The organism is Pseudoduganella aquatica (genome assembly GCF_020865585.1).
In the GTDB taxonomy this organism is placed as follows: domain Bacteria; phylum Pseudomonadota; class Gammaproteobacteria; order Burkholderiales; family Burkholderiaceae_D; genus Rugamonas; species Rugamonas aquatica_A.
Genome location: NZ_CP086370.1, coordinates 173,990 through 194,792 on the forward strand (window position 1 = coordinate 173,990; position 20,803 = coordinate 194,792).

The 20,803-nt window shown below is 66.0% G+C and carries 14 protein-coding genes; 7 read left to right on the forward strand and 7 right to left on the reverse strand.

Annotated features, from left to right (window positions below):
• Positions 1 to 22: 22 nt before the first annotated feature.
• Entirely contained in the window at positions 23 to 2,101 is a 2,079-nt protein-coding gene (locus KT882_RS00655; protein ID WP_161070417.1) for a UvrD-helicase domain-containing protein, read from the reverse strand.
• Positions 2,102 to 2,215: 114 nt separating this feature from the next.
• On the opposite strand from KT882_RS00655, the gene KT882_RS00660 reads away from it, so the two are divergent.
• On the forward strand, positions 2,216 to 2,698 hold the full coding sequence (locus KT882_RS00660) for an SRPBCC family protein (RefSeq protein WP_228894110.1): 483 nt from the start codon (positions 2,216 to 2,218) through the stop codon (positions 2,696 to 2,698).
• Here KT882_RS00660 and KT882_RS00665 read toward each other — a convergent pair whose 3' ends face one another.
• Together KT882_RS00665 and KT882_RS00670 are read right to left on the reverse strand one after the other, a co-directional pair.
• On the reverse strand, positions 2,699 to 3,838 hold the full coding sequence (locus KT882_RS00665) for an HD-GYP domain-containing protein (protein ID WP_161070415.1): 1,140 nt from the start codon (positions 3,836 to 3,838) through the stop codon (positions 2,699 to 2,701).
• Positions 3,839 to 3,885: 47 nt separating this feature from the next.
• Complete coding sequence (locus tag KT882_RS00670; protein WP_228894111.1) at positions 3,886 to 5,328, reverse strand: dihydrolipoyl dehydrogenase; 1,443 nt, start codon at positions 5,326 to 5,328, stop codon at positions 3,886 to 3,888.
• Positions 5,329 to 5,441: 113 nt separating this feature from the next.
• On the opposite strand from KT882_RS00670, the gene KT882_RS00675 reads away from it, so the two are divergent.
• Entirely contained in the window at positions 5,442 to 6,353 is a 912-nt protein-coding gene (locus KT882_RS00675; RefSeq protein ID WP_161070413.1) for an ArgP/LysG family DNA-binding transcriptional regulator, read from the forward strand.
• Positions 6,354 to 6,439: 86 nt separating this feature from the next.
• Here the strand turns inward: KT882_RS00675 and KT882_RS00680 are convergent, their stop codons facing one another.
• Positions 6,440 to 8,482: a primosomal protein N' gene (locus KT882_RS00680; protein WP_161070412.1), complete on the reverse strand. Its 2,043-nt coding sequence runs from the start codon at positions 8,480 to 8,482 to the stop codon at positions 6,440 to 6,442.
• A 785-nt stretch (positions 8,483 to 9,267) separates the two neighbouring features.
• Positions 9,268 to 10,344 carry a uroporphyrinogen decarboxylase gene (gene hemE, locus KT882_RS00685; protein ID WP_161070411.1) on the reverse strand — a complete coding sequence of 359 codons (1,077 nt, stop codon included), beginning with the start codon at positions 10,342 to 10,344 and terminating at the stop codon, positions 9,268 to 9,270.
• A gap of 114 nt (positions 10,345 to 10,458) precedes the next feature.
• On the opposite strand from hemE, the gene KT882_RS00690 reads away from it, so the two are divergent.
• The 5 genes from KT882_RS00690 to KT882_RS00710 all read left to right on the forward strand — a co-directional run bounded on the left by KT882_RS00690 (position 10,459) and on the right by KT882_RS00710 (position 19,548).
• Positions 10,459 to 12,438: a dipeptidyl-peptidase 5 gene (locus KT882_RS00690; protein WP_228894112.1), complete on the forward strand. Its 1,980-nt coding sequence runs from the start codon at positions 10,459 to 10,461 to the stop codon at positions 12,436 to 12,438.
• A gap of 6 nt (positions 12,439 to 12,444) precedes the next feature.
• Entirely contained in the window at positions 12,445 to 16,608 is a 4,164-nt protein-coding gene (locus KT882_RS00695) for an SNF2-related protein (RefSeq protein WP_228894113.1), read from the forward strand.
• Between the two features lie 10 nt (positions 16,609 to 16,618).
• Positions 16,619 to 17,104: a hypothetical protein gene (locus tag KT882_RS00700; RefSeq protein WP_161070408.1), complete on the forward strand. Its 486-nt coding sequence runs from the start codon at positions 16,619 to 16,621 to the stop codon at positions 17,102 to 17,104.
• A 25-nt stretch (positions 17,105 to 17,129) separates the two neighbouring features.
• Positions 17,130 to 19,037, forward strand: a complete 1,908-nt coding sequence (locus KT882_RS00705) for a DUF885 domain-containing protein (RefSeq protein ID WP_228894114.1) — start codon at positions 17,130 to 17,132, stop codon at positions 19,035 to 19,037.
• 97 nt (positions 19,038 to 19,134) lie between these two features.
• Positions 19,135 to 19,548, forward strand: coding sequence for a hypothetical protein (locus KT882_RS00710; RefSeq protein ID WP_228894115.1), 414 nt, complete (start codon positions 19,135 to 19,137; stop codon positions 19,546 to 19,548).
• Here the strand turns inward: KT882_RS00710 and tatC are convergent.
• A complete protein-coding gene (gene tatC, locus KT882_RS00715; RefSeq protein WP_161070405.1) occupies positions 19,545 to 20,300 on the reverse strand; it encodes a twin-arginine translocase subunit TatC in 756 nt (251 codons plus the stop codon). The genes KT882_RS00710 and tatC overlap by 4 nt on opposite strands.
• A complete protein-coding gene (gene tatB, locus KT882_RS00720) occupies positions 20,301 to 20,792 on the reverse strand; it encodes a Sec-independent protein translocase protein TatB (protein WP_161070404.1) in 492 nt (163 codons plus the stop codon).
• Between the last annotated feature and the right edge of the window lie 11 nt (positions 20,793 to 20,803).

Below are 20,803 nucleotides of genomic sequence, written 5' to 3' on the forward strand. Positions count from 1 at the left end.
GGCCCTTGGCCGCTATTAGGCGCTATGAACCGCCATTCGGATTCGGCCTCGGCGCGGCCAGCAGTTCCTTCATGCGCGCCAGGCGTTCGCGCGGGCTGATGATTTCGGATTCCTTGGGCACGGCGTCGCCCACGTCCAGTTCCATCTCCTTGATGAAACGCGACTGGTCGCAATGCACCTGCTCGCCTGCGCGCTTGCGCTTCTTGCACCAGGTGATCTGCAGGGTGCGCTTGGCGCGCGTGATGCCCACGTACATGAGGCGGCGCTCTTCCTCGATGCGCTGCGCCAGCGTTTCCACCGGCGCGTCCGGATCGCCCTTGTGCGGCAGGATGCCCTCCTCGCAGCCGACCAGGAACACGTGCGGATATTCCAGCCCTTTCGACGCGTGCAAGGTGGACATGCGGATCGCATCCGGCTCCTCGTCCTTGCCTTCGAGCATGGACATCAGCGCCACCATCTGCGTCAGCTCCAGCACGTTCTTTTCCTCGCCGTCGCGGTCCTTGCCGCCCCGGCCCCGGTCCTTCAGCCAGTTGACGAATTCCATCACGTTCTGGAACTTGCCCTGCGCGGCGCGCTCCTCGAAGCTGTCGTACAGATAGGATTCGTAGTGGATGGCTTCCATCAAGTCGTCCAGCACCTGGGCGGCGTTGTCGCCCGAGCCGGCCGCGCCGGGACGGCTGGCGCGCGCCTCCAGGTTGTTGATGAAGTTGCAGAACTCGCGCAGCGGCAGCAGCTGGCGGTCCGGCAGCTTGGCCTCGATGCCGCCCTTGAACACGGCCTCGAACAGCGAGCACTGCCACTGGCCCGAGAAGGCGCCCAGCACTTCCAGCGTGGACTGGCCTATGCCCCGGCGCGGCGTGGTGACGGCGCGGATAAAGGCCGGGTCGTCGTCCTGGTTGGCCAGCAGGCGCAGGTAGGCGATGATGTCCTTGATCTCGGCCTTGTCGAAGAAGCTCTGCCCGCCCGAAATCGTGTACGGGATGCGCTGGTTGCGCAGCGCCTGCTCGATGATGCGCGCCTGGTGGTTGCCCCGGTACAGGATGGCGTAATCGGTCCACTGGTTCTTGCGCTCGAAATGGTCGGCCGAGATCATGATGGCCACCTGCTCGGCCTCCTGCTCGTCGTTCGGCATGGCGTGCACCTTGATGGGCTCGCCCAGGCCGTGCTCGGACCACAGCGACTTCTCGAACAGCTTGGGATTGTTGCCGATCACCGCGTTGGCCGCCTGCAGGATGCGGGTGGTGGAGCGGTAGTTCTGCTCCAGCTTGATCAGCTTGAGGTCCGGGAAGTCCACCTTCAGGTTGGCCAGGTTTTCCACCGTGGCGCCGCGCCAGGCGTAAATGGCCTGGTCGTCGTCGCCCACGGCGGTGAACATGGGCTTCTTGCCGATGCCCGTCACCATCAGCTTGACCAGCTCGTACTGGCAGGTGTTGGTGTCCTGGTATTCGTCCACCAGCAGGTAGCGCAGGCGGCGCTGCCATTTGTCGCGCACGGCGCCGTTGTCGCGGAACAGCTCCACCGGCAGGCGGATCAGATCGTCGAAGTCCACCGCCTGGTAGGCCGCCAGCGTGGACACATAGCTGGCGTAGATGCGCGCCGACTGCGCCTCGTCCTCGTCCTTGGCGTCGCGCAGCGCGTGCGCGGGCTCGACCAGGCCGTTTTTCCACAACGAAATATCGTTCTGGATGCCGCGGATAATGTGCTTGTCGGTGGTGATGGCCAGGTCCTGCACCAGGGCGTAGCAGTCGTCGCTGTCCATGATGGAGAAGCGGTCCTTCAGACCCAGGTGGTTGGCCTCCTGGCGCAGGATTTTCACGCCCAGCGAGTGGAAGGTGGACACCGTCAGCAGCTTGGCCTGGCGCGGCTGCTTGAGCAGCTTGCCGACCCGCTCCTGCATCTCCAGCGCGGCCTTGTTGGTGAAGGTCAGCGCGGCGATGGTGCGCGGATCGTAGCCCCGGTCCTCGATCAGATGGGTGATTTTCTGCGTGATGACGCGCGTTTTCCCCGAGCCCGCGCCGGCCAGCACCAGGCAGGGGCCGTCCAGGTAGAGCACGGCTTCGCTTTGCGGAGCATTGAGACCGAACTGTGGTGCGTTAGACATGATTTCCAGGCGGGAGGGGCAAAACAAGCCGCTCATTGTAGCAGCGCAAGCATTGATAATTCAGGCTGCGGCAGAATATAGTGTCATTGATCCCTTACCTTTTTAGGCAGCATCATGAAATTTGAACATCTGATCGAAATCAACGATCCGCTGAACCCGCTGATCGACGAACTCAGCCACGAACAGCTGTGGCGCGGCCTGGTGCTGCGCGCCGAATCGCCCAAGCTCTTCGTGCCGCACCTGGATGACTGCCAGATCGAAGACCGCCGCGAGCTCAGCTTCAAGCGCACGCTGCGCTACGGCGACCTGGTGATCGCCGACCGCGTGCTGCTCGAGCCCATGCACCGCGTGCGCTACGAAGTGGCGCCGCAGCAGGACATCAGCGCCTCCAGCCTGACCATGACCATCGAGACGCCGGAACCGGGCACGCTGTGGGTGCGCTTCGAATACGACGACGGCCACGACGCGGCCACCGACCAGGCCAACGCCATGTATGACGAGTTCCGCAAGTCGGCCTACCAGGCCTCGGACATCGACACCATCAGCGTGCTGCGCAATCTGGCCGAGCAGGGCCGGCTCGACTCGCTGCTCAATTGATCACAGGGCCGCCGCGCGGCCCCACACCTGTTCCATGCGGAACGCCAGTCCCGCGCGGTCCAGCTCGTCAAGCTGCAGCACTTCGCGGATGGCGTGGAGTTCGTTGCGCGTGTCGCGCTGCACGGGCGGGGACAGCGGCGCGCAAGCCGGGCCTGGCCCCAGCAGCGACGCCACCCACGGCGACGTGGAATTCAAGCCCTTGCGCATGACCACGCCCATCTCCCCGTTCAGCAGGCGCACGCAGGTGCCGATAGGATAAATCCCCAGTTCGCGTATCAGCACCGCCGGCAGCAGGCCGTCCAGGGTGTTGCGCGCCTCCAGCAGCAGGTCGCGCAGGGCCGCGTTGGGCGTCATGCCGGGCCGGTAGCGGCGCCGCGCCAGGCGGGCGCAATAGCGGTCGGCCAGCGCCAGCAGCTTGGCCGACTCCGGCACATAGGGGCCGGCCTTGCCGCCGGGATAGCCGGTGCCGTCCTCGTTCTCGTGGTGGGCCAGCACGCAGGCCAGCCAGCCCGCGTGGATGATGCCGGCCTGGCGCAGCAGCACCACGCCCGCTTGCGGATGGGCTTGCACGAGACGGTAGTCGTCCTCGTTCAGGGGGCCGCTGAACATCTGCAGCCGGTCGTGCGCGGCCAGCATGCCCACGTTCATGGTCAGCGCCGCCAGGGTGATGGTCTGGATGTCCTGGTCCGGCTTCTTCAGCGCCAGCGCCAGCAGCTGCGCCACCACCGCCGTATCCACGCTGTGGCGCACCGCATAGGACACGCCGGACTGGCCGTGCAGGATGCAGGCCACGGCCACGTCCGCGTTCAGCTGCACCGCCGCCGTGACCAGGGCTGCGATATCCTCCAGCATGCGCTGCGCATTGCCGAAAGGCACGCCGGTGGCGATCTGCCGCAGCACCGACTGCAGCTCCAGCTGCGCCCCGCTCAGCAGGCGCGCCACCGACTGCGGCGCGCGCGACTGCGGCAGCGCCTCGCTCCAGTCCTCGACCACGCCGCGCTCGGCCAGGCTGTCGAGCTGGCCGCTGTCGGCGATCAGGTGCCCTTTGCGCGCCAGCAAGCCGCCGCCGTCCCCGTACACATCCCAGGGCAGCAGTTGGCCAACGTACAGTTCGCCGCGGCCGATCTTCCGTATCTTCATGCGCGCATTCTACATTGTTGCCGTACGTCAAGTACGACCAGGCTCGATCAAGTGCCCGGCGTGCAGTCCGGGCAGGGCTGGGGCGAGGGCGGCTCCTTGGCCAGCTGCACGGCCAGGTCGCGCAGCGCGGTGCGCACGCCCTCCTCCACCACCGGATGGTAGAAGGGCATGTCCAGCATGGCGTCCACGGTCAGCCCCGCCTGGCAGGCCCAGGACAGCAGATGGCCGAGGTGCTCGGCGCGCGGGCCTATCATCTCGGCGCCCAGGAAGCGGCCGCTGCCGAACTCGCCGTACACGCGCAGCATGCCGTGGTTCTGCCGCATCACGCGGCTGCGTCCCTGGTTGCTGAAGGACACCATGCCGACCGCGAAGCGGCCGCTGTGGCTGGCGCACAAGGCCTGGTAGCCCGCGCCCAGGGTGGCGATCTGCGGCTCGCAGAAAGCCACCGTCAGCGGCGTGCGGCGCAGGCCGGGCTGCACGGCCGGGAAGCGCGCCGCGTTGGCGCCGGCGATCTTGCCCTGGTCGGCCGCCTCCGCCAGCAGCGGCAGCTCGTCGTCCGCGTCGCCGGCGATAAAGATGGCGCTGCTGCCGCACTGCATGGTGTGGCGGTCGTACAGCGGAATGCCGCGCCGGTCCAGCGCGATCTGCGCCAGCTCCAGGTTCAGCGCATGCACATTCGGCTTGCGGCCGATGGCCGACAGCACATAGTCGTAGCGCTCCCGGCGCTCCTGGCCGGCGGCGTCGCGGCTGGTGAGCAGCAGTTCCTCGCCGTCCGGCTGGATATGCGCCACCTGGGTCTGGAAGCGGATGTCCAGCTCGGCGCCCAGCACGCGGGCGGCCTCGGCCAGCACCTGCGGATCGCCCAGCTGCGCCACGCTGCCGCCGCGCGCGTAAATGGCCACGCGCACGCCCAGCCGGTGCAGCGCCTGGCCCAGCTCCAGGCCGATCACGCCGGTGCCCACCACGGCCACCGAGCGCGGCAGATCCGTCCAGTCGAACACCGCGTCGCTGGTGATGACGCGCGGGCCGGCCAGCTGCCACTCCTGCGGCACCATGGGGCTGGAGCCGGTGGCGATGACGATGCGCTCGGCCTGCACCACGGTGTGCTCGTCCACCTGCAGCTCGCGCGGGCCGGTGAAGCGGGCGTGGCCGCGCAGCTTGTCCTCCTCGGGGATATGCTCCATGCCCTCCAGCACAAAGCCGACAAAACGGTCGCGTTCACTGCGCACGCGCGCCATCACGGCCTCGCCATCGATGCGGACCTGGCCCGGATGCACGCCGAAAGCGGGCGCGGCGGCCAGCGCGTGGGCCGCCTCGGCCGCCGCGATCAGCAGCTTGCTGGGCATGCAGCCGACCCGCGCGCAGGTGGTGCCGTAAGGCCCGCTCTCGATCAGCACCGCCCGCTTGCCGCCGGCGCGCGCGGCGCGGTAGGCGCTCAGCCCGGCGCTGCCGGCGCCGATCACGGCCACATCCGTCCGTATGGTCTTCATACACTTCTCCAATATTCACATCCAGAAATACTACTCTGTTGCGAAATTTTAAGCATGAATGCCGGAAACGCATTAGTATTACTTATCGTTTTAGATTTTTATAAGCCACACTTATGGGAAATCTGGATTACAAGGCGCTGGCCGTGCTGGACGCCGTGGCCAGCCACGGCAGTTTTGAAAAAGCCGCCAGCGCGCTGGGCATCAGCCAGTCCGCCGTGTCGCAGCGCATCAAGGCGCTGGAGGACAGCAGCGGCCGCCTGCTGGTGGTGCGCGGCGTGCCCTGCGTGCCCACCGGCCTGGGCCAGCGCCTGATTTCCCACCACCGCAACGTGCGGCTGATGGAAGCATCGCTGGACATCGACCTGGGGAACCGGGTCAGCATGCCGGAAATTTCGCTCGCGGTGGACGCGGCCAGCCTGGCCACCTGGTTCCCGCTGGCCCTGCCGCCGCTGCTGACGCCGCCGCGCTGCCAGCTCGACGTGCGCCAGGCCGGGCGCGAGCGGGCGCTGCACATGGTGCAGGAAGGCAGCGTGTTCGGCGCCGTGGCCGCGCGCTGGGACGGCGCCGGCAAGGGCGAAGGCACGGCCGGCCTGAACGGCCCGGCCACGGTGCCGCTGGGCGTGATGCGCTACCTGTGCGTGGCCACGCCGGCGTTCGCCGGGCACTGGTTCGGCGACGGCTTCTCGGCCGAGGCGGTGCAGCTGGCGCCGGCGGTGGTCAGCGAGCGGGCCGCCATGGCGCGCTTCCTGGCCGGCGCGGTGGGCGAGCAGGGCAGCTTCCCGCACCACACGCTGCCGGTCTCGCCGGCGCTCTACGAATGCATCTACGGCGGCCTGGCCTACGGCCTGCTGCCGCAGCTGCACGCGGCCGGCGCCATCGACAGCGAGCGCCTGGTCGACGTCGCCCCCGGCCACGTGCTCGACGTCCCGCTCGACTGGCACGCCTGGAACCTCGACACCCCGTTCACGCGCGCCCTGTCCGAGCAAATCACCTCCAGCGCCCGGCGCTACCTCCTACAACCCTAGTCCTCCCCCTACAAGCAGCCTGAGCCGCATTCCCCCCATCCGGGGTCTGACCCCAAATTGGAGAAAATGCGGCTCAGGCTGCTTGACTAGATGTCGAGGGGGTCGACTTCGAGCGACCATTTGACGCGGGTTTTGAGGCTGCGCAGGGCGTCCATCCATTCTTTCAGGAACAGCTGCAGGTTGGGCCGCGAGGGCGATTCGACCAGCAACTGGGCGCGGTCGACGTTGTGGATCCGCGTCATCGTCATCGGTATCGGGTCGTTGATGGTGATGCCGGGGTGTAGCACGCAGCCGCGCGCGATGTCGAGGAACTCGATGGCCGTCGCCAGCTCGGCCGCTTCGGCCCGCAGCAGGGCCTGGAACAGATAGGGCGGCAGCCCGGCCTGCTTGCGCTCCTCCAGCAATGCCGTGGCGAAATGGTCGTAGTCGTGGTTGACCACCGCCGAGTACAGCGGGTGCTGGGTGTAGCGGGTCTGTATCAGCACCTCGGCCGCGCTGCCGCCTTCGGTCTGCGCGGCGCGTCCGGCCCGCCCCGCCACCTGCATCAGCTGCGCGAACAGGCGCTCGCTGGCGCGGTAGTCCTGCGAGAACAGCGCCGTGTCCGGGTTCATGATGCCGACCAGGGTGAGCTTTTTGAAGTCGTGCCCCTTGGCCACCATCTGGGTGCCGATCAAAATATCGACCTCGCCCCGGTGCACGGTATCGAACGCTTCCTGCGCGCTGCCCTTCTTGCGCGTGCTGTCGGCGTCGATGCGCAGGATGCGCGCCTCGGGGAACAGCGCCTGCAGTCCCTCTTCCACCCGCTGCGTGCCGCGCCCGACCGGCTGCAGGTCGACGTTGCCGCACGTGGGGCAGTGGTGCGGGATGCGCATCTCCAGGCTGCAATGGTGGCAGCGCAGCCGGTGCTCGGGCTTGTGCAGCACCATGAAGGAGGTGCAACGGGTGCAGTCGCTGATCCAGCCGCACGACTCGCAGCAGATCACGGGCGCATAGCCGCGCCGGTTCAGGAACAGCAGCGACTGCTCGCCGCGCTCCATGCGCAGCTTGAGCGCGGCCACCAGGGCGCTGGTGAGGCCGTCGCGCGGCTTGTCGCGCTCCATGTCGACCAGCTTGACCGCCGGCAGCACGGCGGCCTTCACGGCCCGCTCGCGCAGCTCCAGCAGCTTGTAGCGCCCGCCCTGGGCGTGGTGCCAGCTTTCCAGCGAGGGCGTGGCCGAGCCGAGCACGATGGGGATCTTCAGCTGCCAGGCGCGCCACACGGCCAGGTCGCGCGCGGAGTAGCGCAGGCCTTCCTGCTGCTTGTAGGAGGGGTCGTGCTCCTCGTCGATGACGATCAGCTTCAGCTTCGGCAGCGAGGACAGGATGGCCAGCCGCGTGCCCAGCACGATGCGGGCCTGGCCCTGGTGCGCGGCCAGCCAGTGCAGCATGCGCTCGCCTTCGGACAGGCTGCTGTGCAGCGTGGCCAGCATGACGCCCGGGAAGCGCGCGCGGATATTGCCTTCCAGCTGGGGAGTGAGGTTGATCTCCGGCACCATGATCAGGATCTGGCCCTGCGGTTCGCGCGCCAGCACCTGGGCGCAGGCCTGCAGGTAGACCTCGGTCTTGCCGCTGCCGGTCACGCCGTACAGCAGCGCCGGCTGGTAGCCCTGCGCACCGCCGATGAAGTCGGCCGCCGTCTGCTGCTCGGGGTTGAGCTGCGGCATGTTGAGCGGGGTATGGTCGTGGCTGTCTTCCAGCTTGCCCAGTTTCTTGATGGCGCGGTCCAGCGCCACCGTGGTCAGCACGCGCAGGTTCTTCGGCAGCCCGGGCAACGCCACTTCGCCCAGCGGACGCTGGTAGTAGTCGGCCGCGAAGCCGGCCAGCGCCAGCCATTGGGCGGACAGGGGCGCCAGCTGGTGGCGCACGGCCAGCGCGTCCTTCAGTTTTTCCGCCGGCACGTCGCTGTGCTCGGCCAGGCCGACGATCAGCCCCATCACTTCACGGCGCGCAAACGGCACCAGCGCCAGCTGGCCAACTTGCGGGCGCGCGCCTTGCCCGCCGCTGTCCTCGCCATCCTGGTACTGCCAGCGGTAGTCGAAGACTGCGTTCAAGGGGGTGTCGAGCGCGATTTTCAGTATGCACTGCGCCATCTGGTCCTATTTAGGTCAAAAATGGCCCGAAACTGCTTCAGTTTTCAGACCAAAATAATTATCCACTTGTTTGTGGATAACTTTGTGAACAACGGATACTTAATTTCAGGAAACCGATAACCCCTGCCGGAAATCCTCTTGCGGCATCTCAAAGAGCGGTTTTTTTACTCTTTAAAATCAATGACTTACAAAAACACTCCCAGAGGGACGAAAAACCATACCACTTTTCCCCTTGCTGTGCATAAGTGAAGTATTTAGGGCCGGGTTTTCTGTTGAAATCAAGTGATTTTTGCGGATCGGTCAGGCCACCCGGCGCCTGCTGCGGTACAGCATGCAAGCCGGGGATAGCGACCGGCGCATTCTACACATTCTGCCATGCCTCATTTTGTCAAAACACAATGACTTTGTTGCAAGAAAAAGCCCATTCAATATCGTGCGCCGCAACATTTCTTCAACAGAAATCTTAGCAATGTGACTAAGTCACGGTTTACTAAGTACTTTTCGTTTTTATCCACAGTTTTTGTGGATAACTTTGTGGAGAATGCAGCAATAAGACCACTTTCACCTTGGGATAAAGTTTACTTATGCCTCACGCCCTCTCTGTGCGGTGGAAAATAAAGTCTTTCTAATCAGTCACTTGGAAGCTTGTCCCGGGCCAGGAAAAAATCGCTGCCTGTTATTTCCGCAGCAAAAAAAATTGTGCATAAGTCGGTCTGCTGGAATGCGTGCAGGCAAGAAAAAAGGGCGCGCTTCCGAGGAAACGCGCCCTTTGTCCCCAGACTACATCAGGCTGCGCGCAGCGTGCGGCTATGCGCGTGTACAGCATCGACCATGGCCGCGACCGATTCCGGCGGGGTGAACTGGGAGATGCCGTGGCCCAGGTTGAAGACGTGGCCGGTGTCGTGCTTGCCGTAGGCGTCGAGCACCTTGACCACCTCGGCGCGGATCTGGTCCGGGCTGGCGAACAGGATGGCGGGGTCCAGATTGCCCTGCAGAGCCACTTTATCGCCCACCAGGGCGCGTATCTTGCTCAGGTTGGCGGTCCAGTCCAGGCCGATGGCGTCGGCGCCGATGGCGGCGATTTCCTCGGCCCAGTGGCCGCCGCCCTTGGTGAAGACGATGGCGGGGATCTTCACGCCGTCTTTTTCGCGTTTCAGCAGGGACACCACTTTGCGCATGTAGTGCAGCGAGAATTCCTGGAAGGCGCCGTCGGCCAGCGCGCCGCCCCAGGAGTCGAACACCATCACGGCCTGCGCGCCTGCGTCGATCTGGGCGTTCAAGTAGTCGGCCACCGACACGGCGTTGATGTCCAGGATGCGGTGCATCAGGTCGGGACGGCCGTACAGCATCTTTTTAATGGTGTGGAACTCGCGCGAGCCCTGGCCTTCCACCATGTAGCAGGCCAGCGTCCACGGGCTGCCGGAGAAGCCGATCAGCGGCACGCGGCCGTTCAGCTCGGTGCGGATCTGGGTCACGGCCTTGAACACATAGTCCAGCGAACCGGGCTCCGGGGCGCGCAGGGCCAGCACGTCGGCTTCCGTTTTCAGCGGGCGCTCGAATTTCGGGCCTTCGTTTTCCACGAAGTGCAGGCCCAGGCCCATGGCGTCCGGCACGGTCAGGATGTCCGAGAACAGGATGGCCGCGTCCAGCGGGTAGCGGTCGATAGGCTGCAGCGTGACCTCGGTGGCCAGGTCGGGATTGGTGGCCAGGCCCATGAAGGAGCCGCCCTTGGCGCGCGTGGCGCGGTATTCCGGCAGATATCGCCCGGCCTGGCGCATCAGCCACACGGGCGTGTACTCGGTCGGCTGGCGCAGCAGCGCGCGCAGGAAGGTGTCGTTCTTCAGGGGGGCGAATTGTGGCATGGAATGCAATCAAAAGGCGGAGGAAAGGGGCTATTATCGCATCCCCTGCCGCCTTTTTTGCGCATGCCCTTACGGCTGTCTGTATCATTCGGCAGATATTTACGGAGCAAAGCTATGTCCACCACGCCGCAGTCCCCTGCCAGCCTGGCGCCATTCGGCGCCTGGGCCTCCCCGATCAGCGCCGCCCTGGTGGCGGCCGGCGCCACGCCGCTGTCTTCCCTGGCCCTGGGCGCGGACGGCGATATTCATTGGCTGGCGGGCCGCGCCAGCGAGGCGGGACGCCAGACCTTGCAGCGCCGCCACGGCGGGCGCACCGATGAAATCACGCCGCTGCCGCTGAATGTGCGCAGCCGCGTGCACGAATATGGCGGCGGCGCCTATGCGGTGCGTGGCGATACCATCTATTTTTCGCATTTTGCGGACAACCGGCTGTATTGCCGCAGCGGCGAGGCTGAGGCGGCGCCATTCACGGCGCCGGGCCGCCAGCGTTTCGCCGATTTCGTGGTGGATGCGGCGCGCGCGCGCCTGATCGCGGTGCGTGAACAGCATCCGGACGATTCCGGCGCCCCGGGCTTGCCGCGCGCGCAGCCTGTCAACACTTTGTGCGCCGTGGGGCTGCCGGGCAGCGCCGCAGCGGGCGCGGAGACCGTGCTGGCCTCGGGCCACGATTTCTACTCCTCGCCGCGCCTGTCGCCGGACGGCAGCCTGCTGGCCTGGCTGACCTGGGACCATCCGCGCATGCCGTGGCAGGGCACGGAACTGTGGCTGGCCGCCGTGCTGGCCGACGGCACGCTGGGCACGCCCTTGCTGGTGGCCGGCGGCGCGGACGAATCGGTGTGCCAGCCTGAGTGGGCGCCGGACGGCCGCCTGTATTTCGTGTCCGACCGCAGCGGCTACTGGAACCTGTACCGCCACAATGGCGACGCCGGCGCGGCGGCCATCTGTCCCATGGAGGCGGAATTCGCCACGCCGCACTGGACCTTCGGCAATGCGATGTATGGCTTTGCCGGCGCCGGCGAAATCGTCTGCACCTATATAGACAAGGGCGTGAGCCGGCTGGCGCGGCTCGATATTGCCAGCGGCGAACTGGCGGCCATCGCCAATCCTTACGAAGAAATCCGCGAGCTGAAAGTCGGCGGCGGCTTTATTGCGCTGCTGGGCGGCGGCCCCACCATCCCGCTGGAGCTGGCGCGCATCGACCTGTCCAGCGGCGAGCTGGAAGTGCTGGCGCATTCGATTGCGGACACGCCGGACCTCGGCTATCTGTCTGTCCCGCTGAGCATCAGCTACGCCGGCGCGGGCGGCCGCACCTCGCACGCCTTCTCCTACCCGCCCGCCAACAAGGACATGCAGGCACCGGCGGGCAGCAAGCCGCCCGTCATCGTCATCAGCCACGGCGGCCCCACCGGCATGACGGTCAACACCCTCAAGCTGGCCACGCAGTACTGGACCAGCCGAGGCTTCGGCGTGCTGGACGTGAACTACGGCGGCAGCACCGGCTTCGGCCGCGCCTACCGCGACGCGCTCAAGGGCCAGTGGGGCGTGGTCGATGTGGAGGACTGCATCGCCGGCGCGCAGTATCTGGTCGAACATGGCATGGCGGACGGCGAGCGCCTCATCATCCGGGGCGGCAGCGCCGGCGGCCTGACGACCTTGTGCGCCCTCACCTTCCACGACGTTTTCAAGCTTGGCGCCAGCTACTACGGCGTGTCCGACCTGAAGGGCCTGGACCAGGACTCGCACAAGTTCGAATCGCACTACAACGAATATCTGATCGCCGCCGCGCCGCAGGCGGAAGCCTTGTACCAGGCGCGTTCGCCCATCAACCACACGGACCGCCTGGCGCGCCCCATGATCTTCTTCCAGGGCCTGGACGACAAGGTGGTGCCGCCGCAGCAGTCCGTAGCCATGGTGCAGGCGCTCAGGCAGCGCGGCGTGCCGGTGGCCTACGTGCCGCTGGAGGGCGAAGGCCACGGCTTCCGCAAGGCCGAGAACATCGTCCGCACGCTGGAGGCGGAGCTGTACTTCTATCAGCGCATGTTCGGCCTGCCGACGGCCGGGGCGCAAGCCGCGGTCGAGATCCACAACCTGTAAAGCACCATGACGGACCAGCAACTGCTCGCGGAATTCGAGGCGCTCAGCCTCGACGAAAAAATGATATTGGCGCTGCTTGCCCTGATCGGCGACGCCACCGGCCGCACGGCCATCCTGGACCTGCTGAACAAGGCCGGCGTGCGCGACGCGCGCGGCTTCATGTTCAACGTGGACACGCTGGACGAGCCGCTGCGCAAGCTGGAGCGCCTGGCCTTCACCACCGTGGTCACCGCGCGCGGCTACATCTGCAACGCCAAGCTGCGCTGGCCCGCCATCCGCGCCGCCATTGGCGCGCACACGCTGGCCGACCTGTGCACCGCCTACGAAACGCTGAACCCCATGCGCCAGGGCTGGAACGGCGCGCTGGAGGCGCGCAGCTATCGCCAGGCAGTGGCGCGCCTGCGCATGGCGCTACTGCGCGGCCAGGCGCCGCAGCAGGTGCTGCCGCTGCTGCAGGCCTGCATGGTGTGCTACGAGGCGGCCCAGCTGCATCCGGTGGTGGACATCTTCACCAAGCCGCTGGAAGCGGGCATGCTGATCCTGGTCCATCCGCTGCTGGTGGACGACGTGTTCACCCTGCTGCTGCAACACTGCCAGCGCGACCCGTCGCTGGCGCCCACCGTGCGCGGCCTGACCGGGCGCCACGTGCAGCGCCGCCTGGCCAAGAACGAGTACATCACCGAGACCTTCCGCATGGCGCTGGCGGAGGACGCCATCCTGTGCGGCGAAATGAAGCAGGCCGCCATTTACCTGGAAGGCCTGGACGGCGCGCTGCCGCAGTTCCTGCTCAGCGTAATCCTGCTGCTGCGCGGCGACCTGGATAAATCGCTGCAGGGCTTCGAGGCGGCGCTGAAGTCGCTGCGGCGCGAATCGGGCAAGCGCAAGCTGCTGTTCCAAGGCATGGGCGGCCACCTGTACGTGCTGGCCATGCTGCGCAGCGCCGACCCGAAAATGCAGAAGGCCGCCGAAAGCTACCTGGAGCTGGCCATCCACGCGCAGGCCAATCCGGACAGCGCGGTGTACACGCAACTGAGCATGCTGCGCCAGATCCGCGCCGGCACCATGCAGACCGACGTGGTGCTGTCGCGCAGCTGGGAAAGCGCGATGCAGCCGCAGATGTTCCAGGCGCTGCTGTGGTTCTGGCTGGCGCTGCCGCAGCTGGAAGGCAAGCGCGAACAGCTGCACGCATTGGCACAGCAGGCGGAAACGCTGGGCTACAAATTCATCGCCGCGCAAACGGCCAGCCTGCTGGGCCACCACGGCGACGCGGACATGGCCACGCACGCGGCCGCGCTGCGCGAGCGCGGCGGCTTCACCGACATGAGCGGCTGGTTCGAGCGGCAGGAAGCCTGGCAGCGCCAGCTCTCCGCGCTGATCAACCTGCAGCAGGGCGCACCGGATACCGCCAGCGGCGAGGCGCGCCTGGTCTGGATGATTACCTTCGATCCGCGCCACGGCATTACCGAGATCGAGCCGCGCGAACAGAAGCGCGACGCGAAAGGCGCCTGGGGCAAGGGCCGTCCCCTGGCATTGAAGCGCCTGCGCGAGGACGCGGCGCAGATGGAGTTCCTGACGCCGCAGGACATCCGCATCAGCAGCACCATTGCCCCTTCGCGCCAGGCTTATTCGTCCGGCCTGCGCTACGACATCGACCATGAGCAGGCGGCGCTCGCGCTGGTGGGCCACCCGCACGCCTACTGGCTCGAAGCGCCGGACACGCGCGTGGAGCTGCTGGCCGGCACGCCGGAACTGCTGATACGCAAGCAGCGCGGCAATCTGCGCCTGACCTTGCAGCCCGCGCTGACCAATATCAACGCCAGCGTGATGGTGGTGCAGGAAACGCCAACCCGCCTGCGCGTGGTGAGCATAGAAGACGAGCACCGCCGCATTGCCGCCATCGTGGCCGACGGACTGGAAGTGCCGGCCAGCGCGGAGGAACAGGTGCTGCAGGCCATAGGCGCGGTGTCGGCCATCGTCACCGTGCAGTCGGACATCGGCGGCGGCACGGGCAATGCGGAGCAGGTGGAGGCCGACACGCGTTTGCACGTGCTGCTGCTGCCCTACCAGCACGGCCTGAAGATGCAGATCATGGTGCGCCCTCTGGCGGGCGGCGCCTACTACACGCCGGGCAGCGGCGCCGAGAGCATGAACGCGGAAGCCGAGGGCAAGCCGGTACAGACGCGCCGCAGCCTGAGCGGCGAGCGCGATGCGGAACGCCGCCTGATAGGCAAATGCCTGGTGCTGGAACAGGCGGAGCAGGAGCACGGCGAATGGCTGCTCGGCCAGCCGGCGCTGTGCTTGCAGCTGCTGTCCGAGCTGCAGGAGCTGGCGCCGGAATTCGTGGTGGTGGCGTGGCCGGAGGGCGAGAAGTTCCGCGTCAGCCAGCGCGTGAGCGGCAAGCAGTTCCGCCTGAATATCAAGACCGAGAAGGACTGGTTCGCCGCCAGCGGCCAGCTGCAGATCGACGAAGACAAGGTGATGGATCTGCGCGCGCTGCTGGAGCTGATGCAGGCGAACAAAAGTCGCTTCGTGGAGCTGGGCGACAACCACTACCTGGCGCTGACCGAGGAGCTGCACCGCCGCCTGCACGAGCTGCAGGCCTACGGCGACATCAGCGCGGACGGCATCCACATCCACCCGCTCGCGGCCTTCGCGCTGGAGGACCTGGCGGCGGAAGCGGGCGAGGTCAGCGCCGATCCGGCCTGGCGCGCGCACCTGCAGCGCATGGAGGCCAGCACCGCCTTTGCGCCGCAGCTGCCCAGCACCTTGCAGGCGGAGCTGCGCGACTACCAGCGCGACGGCTACGACTGGCTGGCGCGCCTTGCGCACTGGGGCGTGGGCGCCTGCCTGGCGGACGATATGGGCCTGGGCAAGACGCTGCAGGCGCTGGCGCTGATCCTGTCGCGCGCGCCGCAAGGGCCAACGCTGGTGATCGCGCCAACCTCGGTGTGCCTGAACTGGGTGAGCGAGGCTGCGCGCTTCGCGCCCACGCTGAACGTGAAGGTGTTCGGCAGCGGCGACCGCGCGGAGATGGTGTCCAGTGCCGGCGCCTTCGACCTGGTGGTGTGCAGCTACGGCCTGCTGCAGCAGGAGGCCGAGCGCTTCGCCGCCAGGCAGTGGCACACCATCGTGCTGGACGAGGCGCAAGCCATCAAGAACGGCGCCACCAAGCGCTCGCAGGCCGTGATGGCGCTGAAGGGCGACTTCCGCATGGTGGCCACCGGCACGCCGCTGGAGAACCACCTCGGCGAGCTGTGGAACCTGTTCCGCTTTATCAATCCGGGCCTGCTGGGCAGCATAGAGCAGTTCAACCTGCGCTTCGCGGGACCGATAGAGAAGCAGCAGGACCACCGCGCCGAAGTGGGCGCGCGCAACTGCCTGCGGCGCCTGATCGGCCCCTTCATCCTGCGCCGCACCAAGACGCAGGTGCTGACGGAACTGCCGTCCCGCACCGAGATCGTGCTGGAAGTCGATTTGTCGAAAGAGGAAACGGCGCTGTACGAGTCGCTGCGGCGCGAGGCGCTGGAGAACCTGGCGGCGGTGGAAGGCCCGGCCGAGAAGAAGTCGATCCAGATCCTGGCCGAGATCATGAAGCTGCGCCGCGCCTGCTGCAATCCCAACCTGGTGGCGCCGGGCTTGAAGCTCCCGAGCAGCAAGCTGGCGGCCTTTGCGCACCTGCTTTCCGGCCTGCTGGAGAACCGCCACAAGGTGCTGGTGTTCAGCCAATTCGTGGACCACCTGACGCTGATACGCGAGCACCTGGAGCGCCAGGGCGTGGCTTACCAGTACCTGGACGGCTCCACCCCCATGGCGGCGCGCAAGCAGCGCGTGGACGCCTTCCAGGCCGGCGAGGGCGATGTCTTCCTCATCAGCCTGAAGGCGGGCGGCATGGGCATCAACCTGACGGCGGCGGACTACGTGATCCACATGGACCCGTGGTGGAACCCTGCAGTGGAAGACCAGGCCTCGGACCGCGCGCACCGCATGGGCCAGCTGCGCCCCGTCACCATCTACCGCCTGGTTGCACGGCATACTATCGAAGAAGGCATCGTCGACCTGCACCAGCACAAACGCGACCTGGCCGACAGCCTGCTCGACGGCAGCGACATGGCCGCGCGCATGTCGGCCAGCGAGATGCTGGCGATGCTGCAGGAAGGCCTGAAGATTTAAAGGAGAACACATGGAAGAAGACAACGCATCCCGCCCCGCCGGCCATGGCACGCTGCTGTGCGTGAAATCCTGGACCGCCTACCTGAACACGCTGCTGCTCGCGCTGCTGCTGTTCGGCTTCGCGCTGCCTCTCGCGTTCCGCTACAGCGAACTGATTGCCGCCGGTGTGATGGTATTCGCCGTGGTGGTGGTAGGCTACCGCATCCTGGTGATACGCAGCGTGCAGCTGTATTACGACGATGTGGGCGTGTGGCTGTATTCCGGCATCCTGCCGTGGTCCAAGGGCGTGCAGGGCGTGAAGTGGCGCGACATGGACGAAGCCACTTTCGTGCAGTCGTTCTGGAGCTGGCTGTTCCGCTCCTATTCGATCCGCATCGGCCACCGCTACACCAAGGGCAGCGAGATCATGCTGACGCGCATGGCGCGCGGCAAAGACGCCGTGGCGGCGCTGAACGCGCACCACCAGTCACTGATACGCAGCAATGCGATCAACTGAATACACTAGCAAAGGCATACCCCTCATGATGAAAACCAAAATCGCGCTGGCCGCAGTGCTGGCCTGCCTGGCCCTGACGCCCGCCATGGCCGCCAAGGCGCCGCAAAAAGCCAAGTCCAGCAAGACCACGAAGTCGTCCTCGAAGTCCTCTTCCAAGCAGGGCAAGGGTTCCAAGAGCAGCAAGGGCGCTGCCAAGAAAGGCGCCGTAGCAGCGGCGGCGGCGGCGGCCACGCCGATGATCAAGCAGGCGCCGTCCGAACGCAGCCAGGACAAGCGCATGGATGCGCAGTCCACCCAGTTCCTGGGCGCGCTGTGGAAGATCGATCCCGAGACCGCGATCTCGGTGGGCAAGTACGACACCGCCGCCACCATGACCATCCCGGACGCCGCCACCCGCGCCAGCCAGCTGGCCTTTATCGACGACTGGCTGGGCCGCCTGGGCAAGATCGACGCGCGCCAGCTGTCCGCCAAGCAGCGCACCGACCTGGCGCTGCTGCTCAACAAGCTCAATTCGGACCGCTGGTACCTGGCCACCTTCCGCGAATTCGAATGGAACCCGGCGCTGTACAACATCGCCAGCCCGATCGACTTCATCCTCAACACCGAATACGCGGCCAAGCCGCAGCGCCTGCGCACCCTGCTCAAGCGCATCGCCAGCGTGCCGGCCTATTACGACGCGGCGCGCGCCAGCATCAGCAACCCTACCCGCGAGCACACCCAGCTTGCCATCGCGCAGGCGCCGGGCGTGACCGCGCTGCTGGCGGACCTGGACAAGCAGGCGCAGGCCTCCATCCTCTCGCCCATCGAGAAGCAGCTGTTTGCGCAGCGCGTGAGCCTGGCGAAAGCGGCGGTGGACGGCTATGCGGCCTGGCTGGCTGAGCTGGACAAGACCATGGCGCAGAACGGCGGCGGCCGCTCCTTCCGCATCGGCAAGGAGCTGTACGAGGCCAAGTTCAGCTTCGACATCCAGGCTGGCAGCACCGGCGAGCAGACCTACAACAAGGCGCTGGCCGCGCGCGAGCAGCTGCTGGCGAATATGGAGCGCCTGTCGGACGAACTGTGGCCCAAGTATATGAACGGCGCCGCCAAGCCGGCCGACCGTACCGCCAAGATCGGCATGATGATAGACACGCTCTCGGCCAACCACGTGAAGCGCGAGGACTTCTTCCCCGAGATCCGCCGCCAGATTCCTGTCCTGCAGGACTGGGTGATCCAGAAGAACCTGCTGACGCTGGACCCGAACAAGCCGCTGGAAGTGCGCGAAACGCCGGCCTACCAGCGCGGCGTTGCCGGCGCCAGCATCGAGGCGCCCGGCCCATACCGCCCGCAGGACCGCACCTATTACAACGTGACGCCGCTCGACGGCGAATCCGCCGAACAGGCCGAAAGCAGCCTGCGCGAATACAACCACTGGATACTGCAGATCCTCAACATCCACGAGGCGATACCCGGGCACTACGCGCAGCTGGTGTACGCCAACAAATCGCCGTCCATCGTCAAGTCCATCTTCGGCAACGGCGCCATGGTGGAAGGCTGGGCGGTGTACGGCGAACGCATGATGCTGGAGTCCGGCTATGGCGACAACGCGCCCGAGATGTGGCTGATGTATTCGAAATGGAATCTGCGCAGCGTGACCAACACCATCCTCGACTACAGCATCCATGTGCTGGGCATGCAGCAGGCCGAGGCGATGGACCTGCTGACGCGCCAGGCCTTCCAGACGCAGCGCGAAGCGGCCGAGAAATGGCGCCGCGCGCAGCTGTCGTCGGTGCAGCTGGCCAGCTACTTCAGCGGCTACAGCGAGATCATGGAGCTGCGCGAGGAGCGCAAGCAGGCGCTGGGCAGCAAGTTCGTGCTGAAGGACTTCAACGAGAAATTCCTCAGCTACGGCAGCGCGCCGGTGCGCGTGATCCGCGAGCTGATGGCGCAGTAAAAGCTTTGCGCGGCCTCAAGGCGCCGCGCACGCGACCAGGTACCATGGAGACGGGGGCAGTGCCCCCGCTTCTGCTACTATGAACCTGGGAGCGATCATGACCATGCCCATCCGGATTGACAAGCTGAAATACGCCCAGTTATTGAAGGAGGGAGGTCTGCCCGCAGAGCAGGCTGAGCTGCACGCAGAATCGCTCAGCGCGATACTGGACGAATGCGACGTCGCCGTCGAGTCCGATCTGGTGATACAGCGCAGCGAGCTGCTGGCGCGGATGGACCTGCTGAAGCAGGAAATATTCGGCCAGATGGACCTGCTCAAGCAGGACATGCTCAACCAGATGAACCTGATCAGGCAGGAAATGCTCAGCAAAATTCATGAGGTCGAGCTGGCCCTATCGATTCGGATAGATGCCCTGCAGCGGCGGATGGCCGGGATGGAAACCAGGTTCTACCTGCTGTTCGGCATCCAGTTTGTCGTGGATGCCGTGATCCTGTTCAAGCTCTACGCTTAAACAGGCTCTTCAGGCGCCTGCGTGGCCTTGACGAACACCGGCGCCACCAGCAGGCCCAGCTCATACAGCAGCCACATCGGAATCGCCAGCGAGAACTGGCTGACCACGTCCGGCGGCGTGACGATGGCGGCGATCACGAAGGCGCCCACGATCACATAGGCCCGCACTTCCTTCAGCTTGGCCACCGACACGATCCCCATGCGCACCAGCACCACCACCACCACCGGCACCTCGAAGGTGGCGCCGAAGGCCAGGCACATGGACATGACGAAATCGAGATAGTTCTCAATGTCCGGCGTCACCGCGATCGACGACGGCGAAAAGTCCGAAATGAAGTGGAACACGCGGCCGAACACGAAGAAGTAGCAAAACGCCACGCCGGCCGCGAACAGCACCGAGGACGAGATCACCAGCGGCGCGATCAGGCGCTTCTCGTGCGCGTACAAGCCGGGCGCGATAAAGGCCCACAGCTGGTACAGCACCCACGGCAAGGCCAGGATGAAGGCGATCAGCAGGGTCACCTTCATCGGCACCAGGAAGGGCGAGATCACGCCGGTGGCGATCATCTTCGAGCCGGCGGGCAGCGAAGCGAGCATGGGGGCGGCGATGATGTCGTAGATGGCCGCCGGCCCCGGCCAGAACATCAGCGCGGCGCACACGATGGCAATACCGATCGAGGCTTTGACCAGGCGGTCGCGCAGCTCGATCAGGTGGGAGATGAAGGTCTCCTCAACCGGGGTTTCTTCACTCATTTAGTAGAACGATGCTGGAGGTTTGCTGCTGGGGCGGAAGCGCGCAACCCGCGCGGCGCCGGACGTGACATGCATGCGCGTGCCGTGCTGCTGCTTGTACCAGGCCGGCAGCGCCGAGGTGCGCACCAGGCGCTTGCGGCGGAATTCCTTGGCCTTGCGCGCCAGGTGTTCGGCGCTGGGCGGCACTTGCCCATAATCGTGGCCGGAACTGTCCTGCCAGGCGTTCTGCACCTCGGCCACGCTTTCGGAAATGGACTGCTCCACGCCCTGCTTGATCGACTGCGCGGTGTCCTGCACTTCCTTTTGCAGGTTGCGCAGTTCCTCCAGCTCGATTTCGCGGCTGACTTCGGATTTGACTTCGTGCAGATAGCGCTGCGCGCGGCCGTACAGCGTACCGGCCATGCGCGCCACCTTGGGCAGCTTCTCAGGACCGATGACGATCAGCGCGACCACGCCGATGATGGCTAGTTTGGAAAGACCGAGATCGATCATAAGCGCTTAAC